Source organism: Pseudoalteromonas sp. TAP-3C, from assembly GCF_059888565.1.
Genome location: NZ_CM187618.1, coordinates 898458 through 914580, shown reverse-complemented (window position 1 = coordinate 914580; position 16123 = coordinate 898458). Strand labels below are relative to the sequence as shown.

The window sequence follows — 16123 nt, the reverse complement described above, 5'->3', positions numbered from 1 at the left end:
TCGCCTATTTACACAAACGAAAAAGCCGAGCATTTTACTCGGCTTTAAAATAGTTAAAGGTTAACTTAGCCTTTGTATTTGCTCATCACTAGTGTGGCGTTAGTACCACCAAAGCCAAAGCTGTTAGACATAACGGTGTTTAATTCCACGTCTTTTGCTTCAGTCACAATATTCAAGCCTGCCGCTTGTTCATCTAGCTCATCAATATTAATTGAAGGTGCAACAAAACCATGCTCAAGCATGAGTAGTGAAAAAATGGCTTCGTGCACGCCTGCCGCGCCAAGGGCATGGCCTGTCATTGCTTTAGTGGCGCTGATCATTGGCGAGTTACCACCAAATACTTCTTGAATAGCGCCAAGTTCTTTCACATCACCTACCGGTGTTGACGTACCATGGGTATTTAAGTAATCAATACTATCGACGTTTTGCATAGCTTGACGCATACAGCGTACCGCGCCCTCGCCTGAGGGAGCAACCATGTCATAGCCGTCAGATGTCGCACCGTAACCGGTAATTTCTGCGTAAATATGCGCGCCACGAGCAAGTGCATGCTCAAGCTCTTCAACAACCACAATACCGCCACCCGCTGAAATTACAAAACCATCACGATTTGCATCATACGTACGCGATGCTTTTTCAGGGGTATCGTTATACTTTGTAGACAATGCGCCCATAGCGTCAAATTCCATTGCTAACGTCCAGTGAAGCTCTTCACCACCGCCTGCAAAAATAACGTCTTGTTTGCCAAGTTGAATTTGTTCAACCGCATGGCCAATACAATGCGCAGAAGTTGCACACGCAGAGCTAATTGAATAATTAACGCCTTTAATTTTAAACGGTGTTGCTAAACATGCAGACGTAGTACTTGCCATGGTACGTGGCACCATATAAGGGCCTACTCGTTTAACGCCTTTTTCGCGTAGAATATCGGCCGCCTCTACTTGCCATTTTGATGAACCACCGCCAGAGCCCACTAATAAACCAGTACGCTCGTTCGACACTTGATCGTCGCTAAGGCCCGCATCTTCAATCGCTTGCACCATTGAAATATAAGAATAAGCCGCCGCATCACCCATAAAGCGCATAGCTTTACGGTCAACATGTTCTTTAACATCAATATCAATTTTACCTGACACATTACTGCGCAACTTGTAATCAGCAAATTCTTGATTAAACGCAATACCACTTTTACCTGCTCTTAATGACTCTAATACTTCTTGTTTATTATTACCGATGCTTGATACAACACCAATACCTGTTATTACGGCTCTTCTCATGGGTAATTCCCTTAGCTTAATACTTAATTGTGTTCTATTTTACGCGAATTTGATCGCCTAAGTGGTCAGCTTTCTAGCGTACACTTGTACTCTGAACCTACAGCTTATAAATAACGCCAGACTATTTCAAAGAAAACACGTAAAATAATTAAAAAATTATCTATAAAATTGAATTTGTCATGATAAAAAATGCCCATATACACTTTAACGATTTAGGCACACCGGTTGCTAATGACTTTGACGATGTTTATTTTTCTAATGACGATGGCCTCGCTGAATCTGATTATGTGTTTTATCAGCAAAACAATATAGCGACACGGTTACAAAATCATGACCGTGAACACTTTGTAATTGCCGAAACGGGTTTTGGTACTGGGCTTAACTTTTTAAATGCATGGCAGCAATTTTCAGACCACCTACAATGCCCACAAGTTCAAAGTAAGCACCCTAATAGCGTGCAGCGACTACATTTTATTTCTTTTGAAAAATATCCACTTAGCGTAAATGATTTAAAACAAGCATTACAAGCTTGGCCTAGTTTAAGTCATTTAAGCGACCAACTCGTCTCCAACTACCCTATTAATTTAACGGGCTGTCATCGGCTTGAATTTGCCAATGGCCGCATTGTACTCGATCTATATTTTGGCGATGTGTTGGCGTGCATTAATAACATGAGCTACCCGCAAAATGGATTAGTAGACGCGTGGTTTTTAGATGGCTTTGCACCAAGTAAAAACCCCGATATGTGGCAGCAAAGTGTATTTAATGCCATGGTCGACATTTCTAGAGCCAGCGCCACATTAGCTACATTTACCGCGGCGGGTTTTGTGCGCAGAGGCTTAATTGAAGCCGGCTTTAACATGCAAAAAACCAAAGGCTTTGGCCGTAAACGCGATATGCTTATTGGCACACTTGCCAAGGCCAATGCTAAGCAATCTGCTCCTGCCTATTTTGAGCATCACCCCTCACCGCTTTCAAATGTGGCTGTAATAGGCGGTGGCATAGCCAGCAGTTGTGTCCTGTATAGCCTCGCAAAGCGTGGGATAAAGAGCCAGTTATTTTGCCAAGATGAAAAGCCCGCCATGGGTGCATCGCACAATGTACAAGGGGCGGTGTATCCGCACTTGCAAGCAAAAAACTCGCCACACAGTGAGTTATTTGCGCATAGCTTTTTATACGCAAAACGGCTTTATAATCAATTAATCAACACGGGCTTTTTGTTTGATCATCAATGGTGCGGCGTGCTGCAACATGCAGTAAAACCGCCACTGGCAGAGCGTCATCAAAACCTTGCTGATAAACAACTGTGGCCAGAGCAACTTATGCGTAATGTTACCGCTGATGAGGGTGATGCAATTGCTGGAGTTAAAACAGGTTACTCTGGGGTGTTTTTTGAACAAGGCGGCTGGGTTAATCCCCCGCAGTTGGTTTGTGCTATGCTAAATGCTGCACAGCAGTTAAACCCGTTTAAAAGCCAATTTAATTGCCACATTGAACAGTTAACTAAGCAACCTGATGGCTGGTACTTAACCACGCAAAAGCAAACAATTGGCCCCTTTAGCGATGTGATTATGTGTGCCGGCGAGCACAGCGATGCATTTACGCAAACCAACACACTCCCTATTGTTGGCGTACGTGGCCAAGTGTCGCATGTTCAGGCAAGCGAGCAATCACGCAAGCTAAAAACCGTATTATGCCACAAAGGCTATTTTACCCCCGCCTATTTAGATCATCATTGTATGGGCGCCACCTTTGAAAAAAACAGCAAAAGCCGCGAAGTGACCAAGCAAGATAACCACACTAACCGTGAACAATTACTGAGTTTTTATAACAACACTGAATTTGCCACCAGCTTAGGCGATATTAGCTCGGCTAAAGCGGCTGTTCGCTGTAGTTTTATTGATCATTTACCTATGGCTGGTGAATGGGCGCAACAAAGTGACTATACACATGCATTTGCTAATTTACGCTTGGGCAAGCGCTATCAATATCTGCCACTTAAAAAGCCACAACAGGGCCTACATATTTTTACCGGCTTTGGCGCGCGCGCATTGTGTAGCGCACCACTCTCTGCCGAGCACTTAATTAGTAGTTTAAACAATGAACCTCGCCCATTAAGCGAGCGGGTAAGCCAAGCCATTCACCCTGGGCGCTTTATTGTGCGTGATTTAATTCGCAATAAAATTTAAAAGGCGCATCGCACCACTAAAAATGAAACTATACTTTAAAAACACATTATTACCCCCAACTCTTTAGTACAGTGGATAAAGTGTAAGTCGGCTGTTTTGTTTTACAAAATAAGGAGTCAGTAATGAATAAAACGTTAGTAATTGGTGCCAGTGGGCAAATTGGTAAACTAACCACCGAGTTATTGCTTAAGCACCAACACCCTGTAGTGGCTTTAGTGCGTGACAAAAGTAAATTAGATGACTTAAAGAGCGATTACCTAACAATTGTAGAGCAAGATTTAGAAAATGATTTTAGCGATGCGCTACGCGGTTGCGACCACGTTATTTTTGCCGCAGGTTCAGGCGGCAATACCGGCGCAGATAAAACCCTACTTATCGATTTATGGGCTGCTACCAAAGCCATTAATTACGCAAAAGAGCATGCAGCTAAACACTTTACTATGGTCAGCTCTATTGGTGCAGACGACCCAGATGCAATCCAAAGCGATTTAAAACCCTATTTAGTAGCCAAACACATGGCGGATAGGCATTTAATTAATAGCGGACTCAATTATACAATTGTCCGCCCAGGCTCACTCACTAATGATGATGCCTCAAAACTTATTTCTACCGAACGACCAAAAGAGCGTTCTAAAGCAATAATTAGCCGTGAAAATGTAGCCCATATTTTATTTACCATTGCCACAGAGCAAGGCAGTAACCGCTGCATATTCGAAGTATTTGACGGCGACAAACCAATAAAAGCCGCTATTAAGTAAGCATTACACTCACCCCTTGCCATGCAAGCTGCATGGCAAGCAAGGTTAAAACACCTTTAAAAATAACCGATTGGCATTAGAGCCTAACTGCACTAAACCATGTACCGGCACTTAATTTATCTTAAAATCAAGGGCCAATTAGTAGTCCTTAATCTACTTCTAAATCCAGTCGTGACTCTTTAGCTGCTCCCATGCGGAGGATACATGCTCTAAAGACATTAAGCTCTTCTTACGCTCATTCCAATTTTGAATAGCCATAAATGCTTGCTCAGGTGTGTTTGCATGCTCTTTTTTAGCAACCCAATGAACTGTCGCTAATAACTCTACACCATATGGTGACTCATACCCTTCGATTAAATCTGTAACACGCGCTATTCGAGAACTTATTTCAGGGTTAGAGCTTGCTAAAAATAACTTTGCATCTTCGAGGGTAGTTTCAACTGGACGGATTTCAGACTCAACAACACCATCGCCTACACCTTGAATATAATGACCGTCCATCGTATTTAAAGCATGCCTTAACGCATCAGCATAAGGACCAAACTTATCTTTAACAAAGTTAAGTCGCATATCTTCACCAGCGGCCTGCAAAAAGTAGGCAAGCTTTTGCACTTCAATTTTTGATAAGCCATAACTAATTGATTGGTACGATTGTAATAGAGCTAAAATTGCAGCCCTACCTGGAGTCATTTTTGGCTTAGGGGTACTCGTTTTCATGTCTTGTGCTTTTATAGAGGTTGTTGGCTCATATAAATAAACATCAAGTTCAGGAATGTCAGCCAGATACCTTAACATTAAAGGTTTTACTATTTCCCAATCGAGACCACCATTACCACAACCTAAAGGTGGAATAGCAATAGATTGAATATTTAACTCTTTAATGCAAGCAACCAAATCGTGTAAACCCGCTTCGATATCTTTTAAGCGAGAATCACTGCGCCAATGACCTTTTGTTGGGAAATTAATAATTAGCCGAGGAGTGGCAAGTGCACCCAGTTCAAAAATAAACATTTTACCTAGGGCAATGTCTCCAGCTTTACAGGCTGTCGCATAAGCTTTGTAGTTACTTGGCCATTTCTTTTTAAACTGTAACGCAATACCTTTACCCATGACGCCAACACAATTAACGGTATTGACTATGGCATCAACATTTTGCTGTTGTAAAAGATTGCCCTCTACTGATTTAATACTCATACAGCCCCAAAATAACTCTTAAAAATACCAAACTGGCATAACAACTACTGGCAAGTCTAACGCAAAGCGCCTCAAAATAGCATTAATTTCTTGCGCTTTTGTTTGGTTAGCTACACCAATTCGCACTCCCCAAGTAAGTGGTACTTGCTCTTTTATCAAAAACTCAGCCATACGTTTTTCTAGCCTTTGTGTATATCGAGGGTTAGTAGGCACTGCATGAAAAAACTTACAGTATCCATCTAAACTAGGCTGTTCTGTTAGAAGTTCCCAGTCAATTAATGTATGTAATTGTTTTAAGTCCGTACTTGGTTTGCTATACGCAATAGTCGCATTTCAATCAAAAAAAATATACTCACGCATACCTGAGCGATAAGCTTCCGCTATTGTTAGTTCAAAATAAATAATATCAGTTTGACTATACTTACAACCCTCTACTCGCCCATTATGAATTGCAGATAACATTGGTGAACGCGGTGCAAAATAAAAAGGCACATAATCATGAATACTTCCACCAGGAGGGTTAATTACCTTTTTGTTAGCACGAGTGCTTTGCGCGCCTTTATGTGCAATATTATTGTATGTAATGCCTAATCCAGTTGACTTCGCTTTACTCCACAATGCTTCGTGCTGACAAATCATCGGCAAGTTATCAATCGCAGTAATATGGAATATTCGTACAGGTCTAGGCATGGTCATAGACGATTTGTCCTTTTAAAAGGGTTCTTTTATCTGCATGTATTTTATCCGCAGGTTCTAGCAAACCTATTGCATCAGTGAAATACCGCAGTCCAGCCCATTGGTTATAGCAGCCAATTATATAAACTCGCTTTTTAGCTCTTGTAACAGCAACATTGAGTAAATTAGGTTTACTAGCAGCCCATTTAGCAGCCCCTGCACTATCTGTTGCACCTAAAACAAAAATTACTAATTTTTCTTCTTTACCCTGAAACGTATGAACAGTTCCTACACGCCCTGCTAGCCAAGTTTTAAACTCGGAATCACTAAATTGCTGGTGTGAAAAATGTTTCTTGAGGTATTTAATAACGCCCTTTTTAACATTAGAAAATGGCGAAATGATATAGCAGTCAGGTAAATAATCTTCTCTATTGATGAAATCATAAAGCATTGAGAGTACATATTCAGCTTGCTCAGCGACAAAATGTTTACTCTGCTCTGATCCACTAACGTCAAACCAGCTACTAGGGCCCCATATAAATGACTCTGTTTCAGCTATATCATCCAAACCATGAATCATTTTATTGTTATAAGCTATTTGATTTGATATTGAAAACATAGGATCACTACAACGACGATGCACACGCAAAGGGCTACCCAGCCATTTATCATATGCTATTTGCGAAGTTCCGTAAGGGTTTACTCTATCGGCTAGTTCTTGCACTGAAGTCAAAGAGGGCGACCAGTCAAGCCAATCATCTTGTAATAAACGCTCTCCCAAAAATTCAACTATGTCTGGCGGTATAGTAAATACAGGCTCAATTTGTAGTGGATCGCCAACAACTACAGCACGTTTTGCTCGTAATAATGCGCCAACGGCTAGCTGCGGTGCGGCTTGGCCAGACTCATCGATAAATAACCAACCTATATCACCTTGCCCAAAGCTTGAAAACTGATTCGTTACCGATGCAAACGCGGAAGAGACTACCGGACAGATCATAAAAAACAATTGCCACATTAATTTCGCATCTTCTGGTTTAGTAATTTTGTCTTGCAATAAATCAGGGAGTTTATTGAGAGTTTGACTCAGGCCATTATTGTAACTCGCCACTAGCCAAGCTTCATGCAGGTTAAAAGCTGCAATCGTTAATTCAGAGCGAAGTTTATTAAGTGTTTGACTGTGCCCAAACGCCTTGCGCTGGTGGACTGTTGTATCTAAGTCATCGTTAGCTAATACAAACATCACATCAGGATGAAGCACCAGGATTTCTTTACACGCACTCTCCTCAGCATGTACTTTAGCTTCGAGTGTTACTACTTGGATTTTTAAAGCTTCAAAAGCTCTCTTTCTTTGTTCAACTCGTAAACAGAATGCACTATATAACACCCTTAGTTTACAGCTTTTAAAGATACGATAATGCCACCAAGGCAAACATTTCTGATGAAGCTTTGATGCAAAAAAATGACATTTTTTATAGCTGACTTCACCCTCTAAGCACTTTTGCTTTAGTTGCTCTAAACTATGCTTTAACCCATTAAGCGCTTCTAAACGATGTAAATCTGCTATCGCTTTATTTACCGCCTTTTCCGCTTTTACATATAGCTGTTGTGCATCTTTAAATAATGTTTCAGGTTCGCCTTTTTGGCTTAATAATTTAATACCATCAACCAAAGTTGTATAGCTTTTAGAGACCTCATCGGTCTGCATCTTATCTGTTTTATCGAAGAACACTTTATTCGTGAAGCGCTTTCTATTGCCACTATTTCCTAATGCAGCTGCAATCATGCCCCAACAGTTATCTTTTTCTTCAAGACCTATTAAACGTTTTTGTTTTATTTCAACATCGGCTGCTACTTTTTGAGCCACTGATTGAAGATAGGTTAAGCAATTAAACTCATTCCCTAGCGCCTTAATTTGAGGCAGCTCCTTCGTGATATTTTCAACAGCATTATTGTTGCTTGAGACAACAACCATTTCAAAACCGGTGAGTGCAGGTTTCAGTACTTGTATTGAAGAGACCTCATCACCTATTTTTATTTTCTTTGTTTTAGAAAATGCACCTTTAGCGCTTTTTAATCGAGACAGCACTTTTGCGCGCTTTACAATATTAGCCGCAATAATATCTCGCAGCATAGTTGTTTTACCAGTGCCTGGCGGACCGTTCACTGAATATAAGCCACCAGCTTTTATATGTTCACTAGCTGTATTTATCGAAAACTGCTGCATTAAACTCATAGTATGTTTAGCGCTATCTGGCCATCGCCCTAAGGGCGTATAATCATGAGAAAGCTTTTGCTTAATGATACTCTCGCCTGATTTACTCAATAAATCTGCATAATAGTTAGGTTTATTAAGTAAATACGAATACAACGGAGAACTAGTATCTAGCTCATTCTTTTCAACCAATTTAATAGAACGGGCTATATCTTCAATAAAAAAACTATTGAGTATAGGTATATCATTTTCATTAATGTGTGAATCAAGCTGCTCGACAGATTCTGCGACTACTTCCTCAACATCAGAGCTATCTTCTTTTAATAAATCAGTAAGTTTACGTAACTTTTCTAAGGCAGCATCAGAAATCAATTTTGAACTTTCAGGGGCGGGTTCCTTAGGTGCATTGTTTAATTGCACTATTAAGGAATAACGGGGTTGTTCTGGTTTGAATCCCGCCCACTGGGACAAAAACTTTAAGATTTCAAATAGCTCAAAATGGGTAAATGCATCACTTGTATTCGTTTCGTGTTTAATGTTTCTAGCTAACTGATGAATTTTTTTTAATTTATCAGAAAAGTCCTCTACGTCTTGGTCAAAATCACTTTTTCGCAGACTATCTATTTCACCCTTCAATAATTTCCCTAAAGCCCATGGCGCAGTAGACATTTCAAGAGAATCAAGTTTAAGCTCAGCTTGTGCATTTAGTTTAATTTTAGCGCAGCAAGTAATACCGCCATCATCACGTCGCTGCTGCCAGTCTTCCTCTTTTTGAGAATTCATGGAGTGATTATCTGCTAAGTCTTTAAAGTACGCTTTTGTCTGCTGTGCAAACTCGTTACGATTAAAAATGCCAATATAAAGAGTATAGCTATATGCTTTATTCGGATGATAATCTTTGCCAGCCAAACGAATTTGCTGACGGTTAAACCAAGGCAAACTATTTGGATCGTTTTTTAAATCACTTGCTGTGTATTGTAAAAAACCATCATCAGCACCTGGCAGCATATTTTTTAAATCAAAGGTATTAAAGAACTCAGTTTGCAGCCAAAACTGTAAAACCTTTAATGCATGGTTTTTATCAAAATTCATTAACTAGAAGATCCTTTTTATTTTTTATTACTGGCCCATCTAAAGTATCTGAAATGATATTTCTATCAATAAGTTTCAAAACCGAGCTATCAATATCAAATGGTAATACTTTGAGTGTAAGCCCGTTATCAAAAATAAAATCAGGCAAGGGCTTTAAAAACTTAGCTGTCATAGGGTAGATCAGCCAAATCACTGCGGGTTCTAATTCACCCTTCTGGTAAGTTTGGTTATAGGCCAACATCTGGTATATGTCGCCCTCACTTATTCCATATTTTTTGTTAGGTAAGCTTTCATCAATCACCTTCCACTTTGTATCACCAATAATTAATTTACTTCCAGCTTGAATATGCAAGTCAGGCCTTAATTGGAAAAGATTGCCATTATTGGTGCGTTTTTTATTGTCGCTAGGCTCATGGCTGATTAAATATTTACTGCGGGTTTGTGTTTTTATGTCATAATTTTGAAATTGTTTTTTTAAACAAATTGGTACGTAATCCTCAAATACGCGCTCCATAGGAAATAATATAGACAACATACTTTTTGAACCGTTTACCGATGTAGGGCTTTGATCTTTAAAAATCATTTCTATCCACGGCCTAATCGCTTCATAATGAGACAAATGCCTGCCCCGTTGCCAAGCATTGAGATCCTGCCATATAGCTTTTGAGCTTGTTACTTCTTCAAAGTGAAATAGTAACTCCCTACAAAGGTGTTGCGTTTTTGCTGTCACGCGCTTGAGCGACCAGAGCAATGCACTTTTAATTAATCGGTTTTCTGGGCGATTAGTTGTCAGTTCATCAAAGGCTATAAAGTGATGATGTTTATTAACTAAGTTATGCCTGATTTGCCGGCCAACTAGTATTCTACCTTTAATCCGTCTTTCCGCACCCAAAAAAATTAATAAAAAAGCTTGACGACGATCTCCATTTTTGATCTATTACTTATCTTTAAGTGGTGTAAAATTTATGGCGTCTTATTCAACAAAAAGTATTGATCATTTAGGTTTAGTCGCAGGTATGAACAAAGAACTTGGTATTGCTAAGTTAATTGATCAATCACTCCCTGAGCAAAGCCCTGATAAGTTGATTTCTTATGGTCAACTTGTTGAAGCCATGATTTTAAATGGGCTTGGTTTTGTTGGCCGCACTCTGCATATGTATCCGCAATACTTTAAAGAGCGCCCCGTTGAGCGCCTTATTGGAGAAGGGATAAAAGCTGAGTACATTAATGATGATGCATTAGGTCGTTGCCTTGATAAACTGTATGACGCCGGTGTTTCCGGTATTTATCAAACCTTATCAGCTCACGTTGTAAAGCACTTAAACCTTCCTTGTGAAGGTATCAATTTAGACTCAACCAGTATTCATGTTGATGGTAAGTATGAGGATGATATTGATAGCCAAGCGATCAAACTTGTCAAAGGCTATAGTCGAGATCACCGCCCTGAGTTAAATCAAGTTATATTGAATTTGATCACAGAAAACAGAGCGGGGATCCCTATTTATATGCAAGCAGCCAGCGGTAATAGCAATGATAGCGAAGGCTTTAAACAGATTGTAAAACAGCATATAAGCAGTCTCAAAGCGGCACAGAATAGCCGTTACTTTATTGGCGATGCAGCGCTTTATACCGCAGAAACGATCCAATCACTTCACGAACAAGCGCAGCTTTTTATTTCCCGTGCGCCACAAAAATTAAAACAGGTTAAAGAAGCCATCAAGGCACAACATACACTCGATTTCGAGCAGATGGACAATGGCTATAGCGGCGCTTGGTTGACATCAGAATATGGAGAAGTCAAGCAGCGTTGGTTATTGCTAAAAAGTGAGCAAGCCAAAAATAGAGAGCAACATACGCTCACTAAGCGGATGGAAAAAGAAAGCAATGAAACGCTAAAATCCTTTAAGAAATTAAACAAACAAAAATTTGCGTGTCGTTTAGATGCAGAGCAAGCATTAAAAACGTGGCAAAAAGGGCATCCTGACAGTGAAGTATATGCGCATGAAATCATTGAGCAGGGCGTATTTAAACGCAGTGGTCGTCCAAAGCTAACGCAACAACCCGATAGTATTGAATATCAAATTACAGGCACAGTTTATTGGACACTAGCAGCGAGAAAAACGAGGTTACAAGACAAAGGCATGTTTATACTGGCGACGAATGATTTACGCGACTCGCTGTCGATGGAAAAAATGCTCAGTTTATACAAATCCCAACAAAGTGTTGAGAAAGGATTTCGATTTTTAAAGAGCCCTGATTTTTTAACCTCATCACTTTACTTAAAAAAACCAGAGCGGATAGAGGCACTGTTAATGATAATGACGTGCTGTTTAATGGTTTACGCTGCACTGGAGCATAAAATGAGGGCTGAGTTAAAAGCGCAGGAAGCTCATTTTCCCAACTTAAAATACAAGCCCTGTCAAAACCCAACAGCGCGTTGGGTATTTTTCTGTTTCCAGGGTATTCATGTGTTAACGCTAAGTGAAACACAGGAATTAGTATTGAATATAGAGCAGAGGAACAGGACAATCATTGATTGCATGGGCAGTATCTATCAAGAAATTTATTCCTGAAAGCGTTGCGGAATGTCGGTTTAATAAAAGGCTCATTACTTTCATGCGTTTCATATTGCCTTGCAACACCACGCTTAATTAATAAGCTTACTTCTTGCAAAAATAATTGAATAAATACATCAAGTAATGGCATTTTAACCATATCTAACGATGCATTGTCAGCAACCTTACCTGGTAAATACTGTGTTGCCTTTAACATCTTTATAAGATTGGAGCGGTTCCTGCTAATACTTTCATCACTCTCAGCATGTACGCTTTTCCGATGTGTTTTAGGCAATATTTCAATTTGATCGCCGCAAGGTAAGCAAATTACACCAACGTAGTTTTGGCAAACTAATATCTCTTGTCGCTTTTCAAAGCCATATCTAAATAACTTATCATGGTCTGCCTCACTGCAAGTTAACAGCTGTTTGAGCGCTTCAAATTGAGAGTGTTCTAGGTTTAAATTATCGCCTTCATACTTAGTAATATTACTTTTATACAAGCGAGAAAACTCATAAACAGACCATGTACGCATAAACCTTCCTTAGTTTTGCTCTTGTTCAGAAAAAAGCGCGGCAAAATTTTTGTCATCAATACCTTGATAAACAGCTGTATAGTTTTTAATCTCGTCAAAAGCTTTACGGTCTACAAAGTAAGACTTAGCTGCATACTCATCGGAGTCACCAAGCCAAGTTGTATGAGCATCTTTGAGCTCTGAAACAAATCCGTTGCCGTTAAATACTTGCTTAATTTTGTCCCAATCTTCAAAAAAGTATTCTTCCAGTAGCGGCATAATGTTAGTGATAAATACTTGTTTAAGATCCGCTAAGTTACTAACTTTCATTAATAAGGCATGGCCAATAATATGCTCTCTATCTAATAAAAGTTCTATCCGTTTATTAATCGTGAATAAGAGCTTTCTTAAGTTAATACCATCTACATTATCGCTTAATAAAGAGTAGTCAGTTCTCAGCTCTATAAATTCAAAGCGGCGTCTTAACGCAATATCTATATGAGTTAAAGAGCGATCAGCCGTGTTCATAGTACCAATAATATCGAGGTTGCTAGGTACCGAAAAAGGTAAGTTTGAGTATGGCAAAGTAACTGTAAGTGAATGCTCTTCACCAGCACGTTTATCTATTTCAATAAGGCTTATCAACTCACCAAATATCTTACTAATATTGCCTCGGTTAATTTCGTCAATCACTAATGCATATTGATGGTTAGAGTCAGCTTCAGCACGCATACACAGGCGTTTTAAAATACCAGGTTTTACAACGTAGCTTATATCGCCATCGTCGTTAGTTACTGGCCTTAAACCTTCAATAAACTCCTCATACCCATAAGATTGATGAAAGGTCACAAATTCAAAGCGCTTTATTTCGTCTTCAACAGGAGGGCCTGCTTTAAGCTCATTTAGTTGTTCTCTAAAACCAACAATTAATTCATGTTCTTTTTCAACAATAGTCCACTTACTATCTGTATTTTTGTCAAAAATTAACGGTTCAATGCGCTTAGCGTACTTAACAGTTTTTGATTCTTGAATGGTATGAGTTTGCAAAGCAGCCCACGCTGTTTGGCGTATATTGGCAGTTCTGCCATTAAGCGCTAACTTCTTTGTAAAATACTCATGATTCACAATATCTGTTACAGATAAATCGTTGTCAGTATCCAACAAAATAAGAGTAATAATTTCAAACCAACTTAATTCACTCAACTTATTATTAAGCCACACTTCAGGCTGTTCAGAAGTTCCTGTTTCTGTGTATTTCTCTTTTAACAGCTTTTGAAGTTTATATGTTTTACCAGTACCTGGTGGGCCGTAGTAAATTAAGTTCGTTGGTGTAGTTGTCATATGAGTAGCCAAATCTGAGTTAGTTGTATTACCATTATTGTAATCTCTCGGTAAATGCTTATTGCCAGCAAGATTACTTTCTTTAAAAAACACTTCGTTGCTTTTCAGTTCAGCATTTAATTGTGCTTCATTACTTTCAAGGTCATCAGTTAACTCAACAGTAACAGCTTTTTCCCTGCCGTAACTCTTAGGAAACCAAACGATTAATCGGCCTTTATCAACCTCAAACTGACCAGCAACTCTACCTTTAGTTAAATGCAGAGGGCGATTACCAAATTTTAGAGCTGATTCAATATGATCTACATTGTAAAAGTCAAAGTTTAAGTTGCTTTGACTTATTACCCTGATTGCATCATCTAACACTGTAAAATTAACTGCTTTCTTTTTTAAAAAATCATCAAATGCTTGCATCGACTTGCATTTATTAATCCATTGAAACTGACTGCTACTCTTTGAGTCTATTTGGGTTACGCCTAGATCTTTGAGTGAACAATTGTAATATTTCTTTAAAATCGATTCCTCAAACTCTTGCCATTCAGATTTTGGAATTTCAAAAAAAGTACCATTGTAATTAGGTGTCCAGCCTTTTTCCCTCCATTATATGGGGTTAAAGCAGGTAGTTCGCTAACAAGCTCATATTGTCTAAAAACCCAACCCTCAGTAAACGGTGTATCTTCGAGTATTAAAATATCACTGGTTATTTTAACCAATGCTTTAAGATCACCACTGCATGAAAGGCTAATGATGTCACCGATATCCACTTGATTAATAAAGTGCTTTCCTTGAGACTTTTTAGTACTTTTATGTAATGAAAGGTAATTATGTTCATCTAACCAATCAGATTGCTGTTGCGAGATATCGTTATATCCATGTGATAGCTTCCAAATTTTCATTGTTTCTCCATATTCTGATTAATTAATTTTTCGAGCTTTCACTGCTTTGTAACCAACACAATGTCATTAGCAGTGTTTTACTAATTATTTTGTAATTAACCTTGATTAATACGTGATCCGACCGTATGATCATTCTATCTCATCTACCAACGTTTACGTATAAGTGTAGAAGGAGTTACGGTTCCGCCTTCTTCGGAAGGCGAGACTAGCTTTTACTTTTCCCAATTCAGCTTTTATTCTTTTCCCAACGCTTATTGTACTTTTTACGTTGGTGCTCATATTCAATATAAAAAGCAGTCCAGGGTAAAATAAAATCTTTTCTGTCATCTAGCACTACTAAATAACCTTCAGGCTCAAACCAAATATGTATACGCTGGCTACTGCCACGCTTTTCTGACCATACTTTGAGCGATGGGTCGGTACTATTATCAATAATTGGCTTAGGCCAGCAAATCCGCTCACAGCGACGCATATCTGGTGTTCTTTCTGCCTCATTACTGCCTTCGCTCATCATATGCCAAAACGTTGCTGACTTACCATCATACTCAGGGTGCCTTTTTAACCCTAATCGCTTACCTCTATAAATTGGTTTACTTAAAACAAAATCTTTTTCAAAGCAATTATATATAAAATCAAAAAAAGCATTCCAATCACCGTTAAAATCTTCTAATAAAATGAGATCTGGCAACCACTCTGGGAGTGTATTAGCTGTCATGCTCTAGGCTCCCAAATTAATAAGTTAAACTTGGTTTCCATTTGTAAGGTATTTTTTAACAACGCATATCCGCTGCGTTTTCGAATACGCTCAATAATGGCATTTTTAGCGGTGCTTTCGCTTAAACCCCGATGAAGGTATGACAAAGCGCCAATTAATAAGTCAGCTAGCTGTAACTGCTCTGCTTCCTCTGAATGAACTTGTTGAATACGCTCTACCATTTTGCGTGAGTAGTCGTAAGCGTTGTTACAAAGCACATCATGTAACGTGCTTATTTTTTCTGCGCCAAGCGTGTCTTTAATATCAATATAAACACGGTATTTTGATTGCGGTTTAAAAATAGCTTTTAGCATCACAAAGTACATTTTGTAATACCAATCATCATGGCTTTGAACAAACTTACTATGCTCTAAAATATTTTTATCTGGCGCAACTACGCCTCTAAAATGTAGATCATCGTCATCAAAAAAATAATCAATCACATCTAAATAAAACGCGAGTTTACTGGGGCTGACCTTGGTCCACTTAATCTCAAATTGTTTTGATAAACCGTGTTTTTGTTTAATCTCACGAATGCGCTCAGCAACCTCTCGTCGCTTATCTGTCGCACACCATACTGCGCCCAGCACCATTGCTTTTTGCTTGTCATTTTCTAAATGACAAGACTCGTCGCAATAAACGTTATATGTTTGGCTCATAATATCT

12 protein-coding genes and 1 pseudogene are annotated in these 16123 nt (G+C 39.0%); 3 read left to right on the top strand and 10 right to left on the bottom strand.

Annotation, left to right across the window (positions count from 1 at the left end; all coding sequences use genetic code 11):
• Nucleotides 1-65: 65 nt before the first annotated feature.
• A complete protein-coding gene (gene fabB, locus AC6H44_RS04255; protein WP_500737711.1) occupies nucleotides 66-1277 on the bottom strand; it encodes a beta-ketoacyl-ACP synthase I in 1212 nt (403 codons plus the stop codon).
• Between the two features lie 179 nt (nucleotides 1278-1456).
• Between fabB and mnmC the strand changes: the two genes are divergently transcribed.
• Entirely contained in the window at nucleotides 1457-3466 is a 2010-nt protein-coding gene (gene mnmC / locus AC6H44_RS04250) for a bifunctional tRNA (5-methylaminomethyl-2-thiouridine)(34)-methyltransferase MnmC2/FAD-dependent 5-carboxymethylaminomethyl-2-thiouridine(34) oxidoreductase MnmC1 (protein ID WP_500737710.1), read from the top strand.
• Between the two features lie 122 nt (nucleotides 3467-3588).
• Nucleotides 3589-4224 (top strand): SDR family oxidoreductase, encoded by a 636-nt coding sequence (locus AC6H44_RS04245; RefSeq protein ID WP_500737709.1) that lies wholly within the window; start codon nucleotides 3589-3591, stop codon nucleotides 4222-4224.
• A gap of 159 nt (nucleotides 4225-4383) precedes the next feature.
• Here AC6H44_RS04245 and darG read toward each other — a convergent pair whose 3' ends face one another.
• The 4 genes and pseudogenes from darG to AC6H44_RS04225 form a co-directional block, all read right to left on the bottom strand.
• Nucleotides 4384-5418, bottom strand: coding sequence for a type II toxin-antitoxin system antitoxin DNA ADP-ribosyl glycohydrolase DarG (darG, locus tag AC6H44_RS04240; RefSeq protein ID WP_500737708.1), 1035 nt, complete (start codon nucleotides 5416-5418; stop codon nucleotides 4384-4386).
• 18 nt (nucleotides 5419-5436) lie between these two features.
• Nucleotides 5437-6108: pseudogene (gene darT / locus AC6H44_RS04235) on the bottom strand (type II toxin-antitoxin system toxin DNA ADP-ribosyl transferase DarT).
• Complete coding sequence (locus tag AC6H44_RS04230) at nucleotides 6101-8977, bottom strand: DEAD/DEAH box helicase (RefSeq protein ID WP_500737707.1); 2877 nt, start codon at nucleotides 8975-8977, stop codon at nucleotides 6101-6103. Before AC6H44_RS04230 ends, darT begins: the two are co-directional and overlap by 8 nt.
• Nucleotides 8978-9389: 412 nt before the next feature.
• Complete coding sequence (locus AC6H44_RS04225) at nucleotides 9390-10292, bottom strand: McrC family protein (protein ID WP_500737706.1); 903 nt, start codon at nucleotides 10290-10292, stop codon at nucleotides 9390-9392.
• A gap of 73 nt (nucleotides 10293-10365) precedes the next feature.
• Between AC6H44_RS04225 and AC6H44_RS04220 the strand changes: the two genes are divergently transcribed.
• Nucleotides 10366-11973: an IS1634 family transposase gene (locus tag AC6H44_RS04220; protein ID WP_500737705.1), complete on the top strand. Its 1608-nt coding sequence runs from the start codon at nucleotides 10366-10368 to the stop codon at nucleotides 11971-11973.
• On the opposite strand, the gene AC6H44_RS04215 is transcribed toward AC6H44_RS04220, so the two are convergent.
• From AC6H44_RS04215 to AC6H44_RS04195, 5 genes are all read right to left on the bottom strand, one after another.
• Complete coding sequence (locus AC6H44_RS04215; protein ID WP_500737704.1) at nucleotides 11930-12490, bottom strand: 5-methylcytosine restriction system specificity protein McrC; 561 nt, start codon at nucleotides 12488-12490, stop codon at nucleotides 11930-11932. The genes AC6H44_RS04220 and AC6H44_RS04215 overlap by 44 nt on opposite strands.
• Before the next feature lie 9 nt (nucleotides 12491-12499).
• The gene (locus tag AC6H44_RS04210; protein ID WP_500737703.1) at nucleotides 12500-14221 is read right to left on the bottom strand and encodes an McrB family protein; all 1722 of its coding nucleotides are present in this window, start codon (nucleotides 14219-14221) and stop codon (nucleotides 12500-12502) included.
• 95 nt (nucleotides 14222-14316) lie between these two features.
• On the bottom strand, nucleotides 14317-14703 hold the full coding sequence (locus AC6H44_RS04205; RefSeq protein ID WP_500737702.1) for a hypothetical protein: 387 nt from the start codon (nucleotides 14701-14703) through the stop codon (nucleotides 14317-14319).
• Between the two features lie 226 nt (nucleotides 14704-14929).
• Nucleotides 14930-15418 carry a hypothetical protein gene (locus AC6H44_RS04200; RefSeq protein WP_500737701.1) on the bottom strand — a complete coding sequence of 163 codons (489 nt, stop codon included), beginning with the start codon at nucleotides 15416-15418 and terminating at the stop codon, nucleotides 14930-14932.
• Nucleotides 15415-16116, bottom strand: coding sequence for a DUF3800 domain-containing protein (locus tag AC6H44_RS04195; RefSeq protein WP_500737700.1), 702 nt, complete (start codon nucleotides 16114-16116; stop codon nucleotides 15415-15417). Before AC6H44_RS04195 ends, AC6H44_RS04200 begins: the two co-directional genes overlap by 4 nt.
• Nucleotides 16117-16123 lie beyond the last annotated feature (7 nt).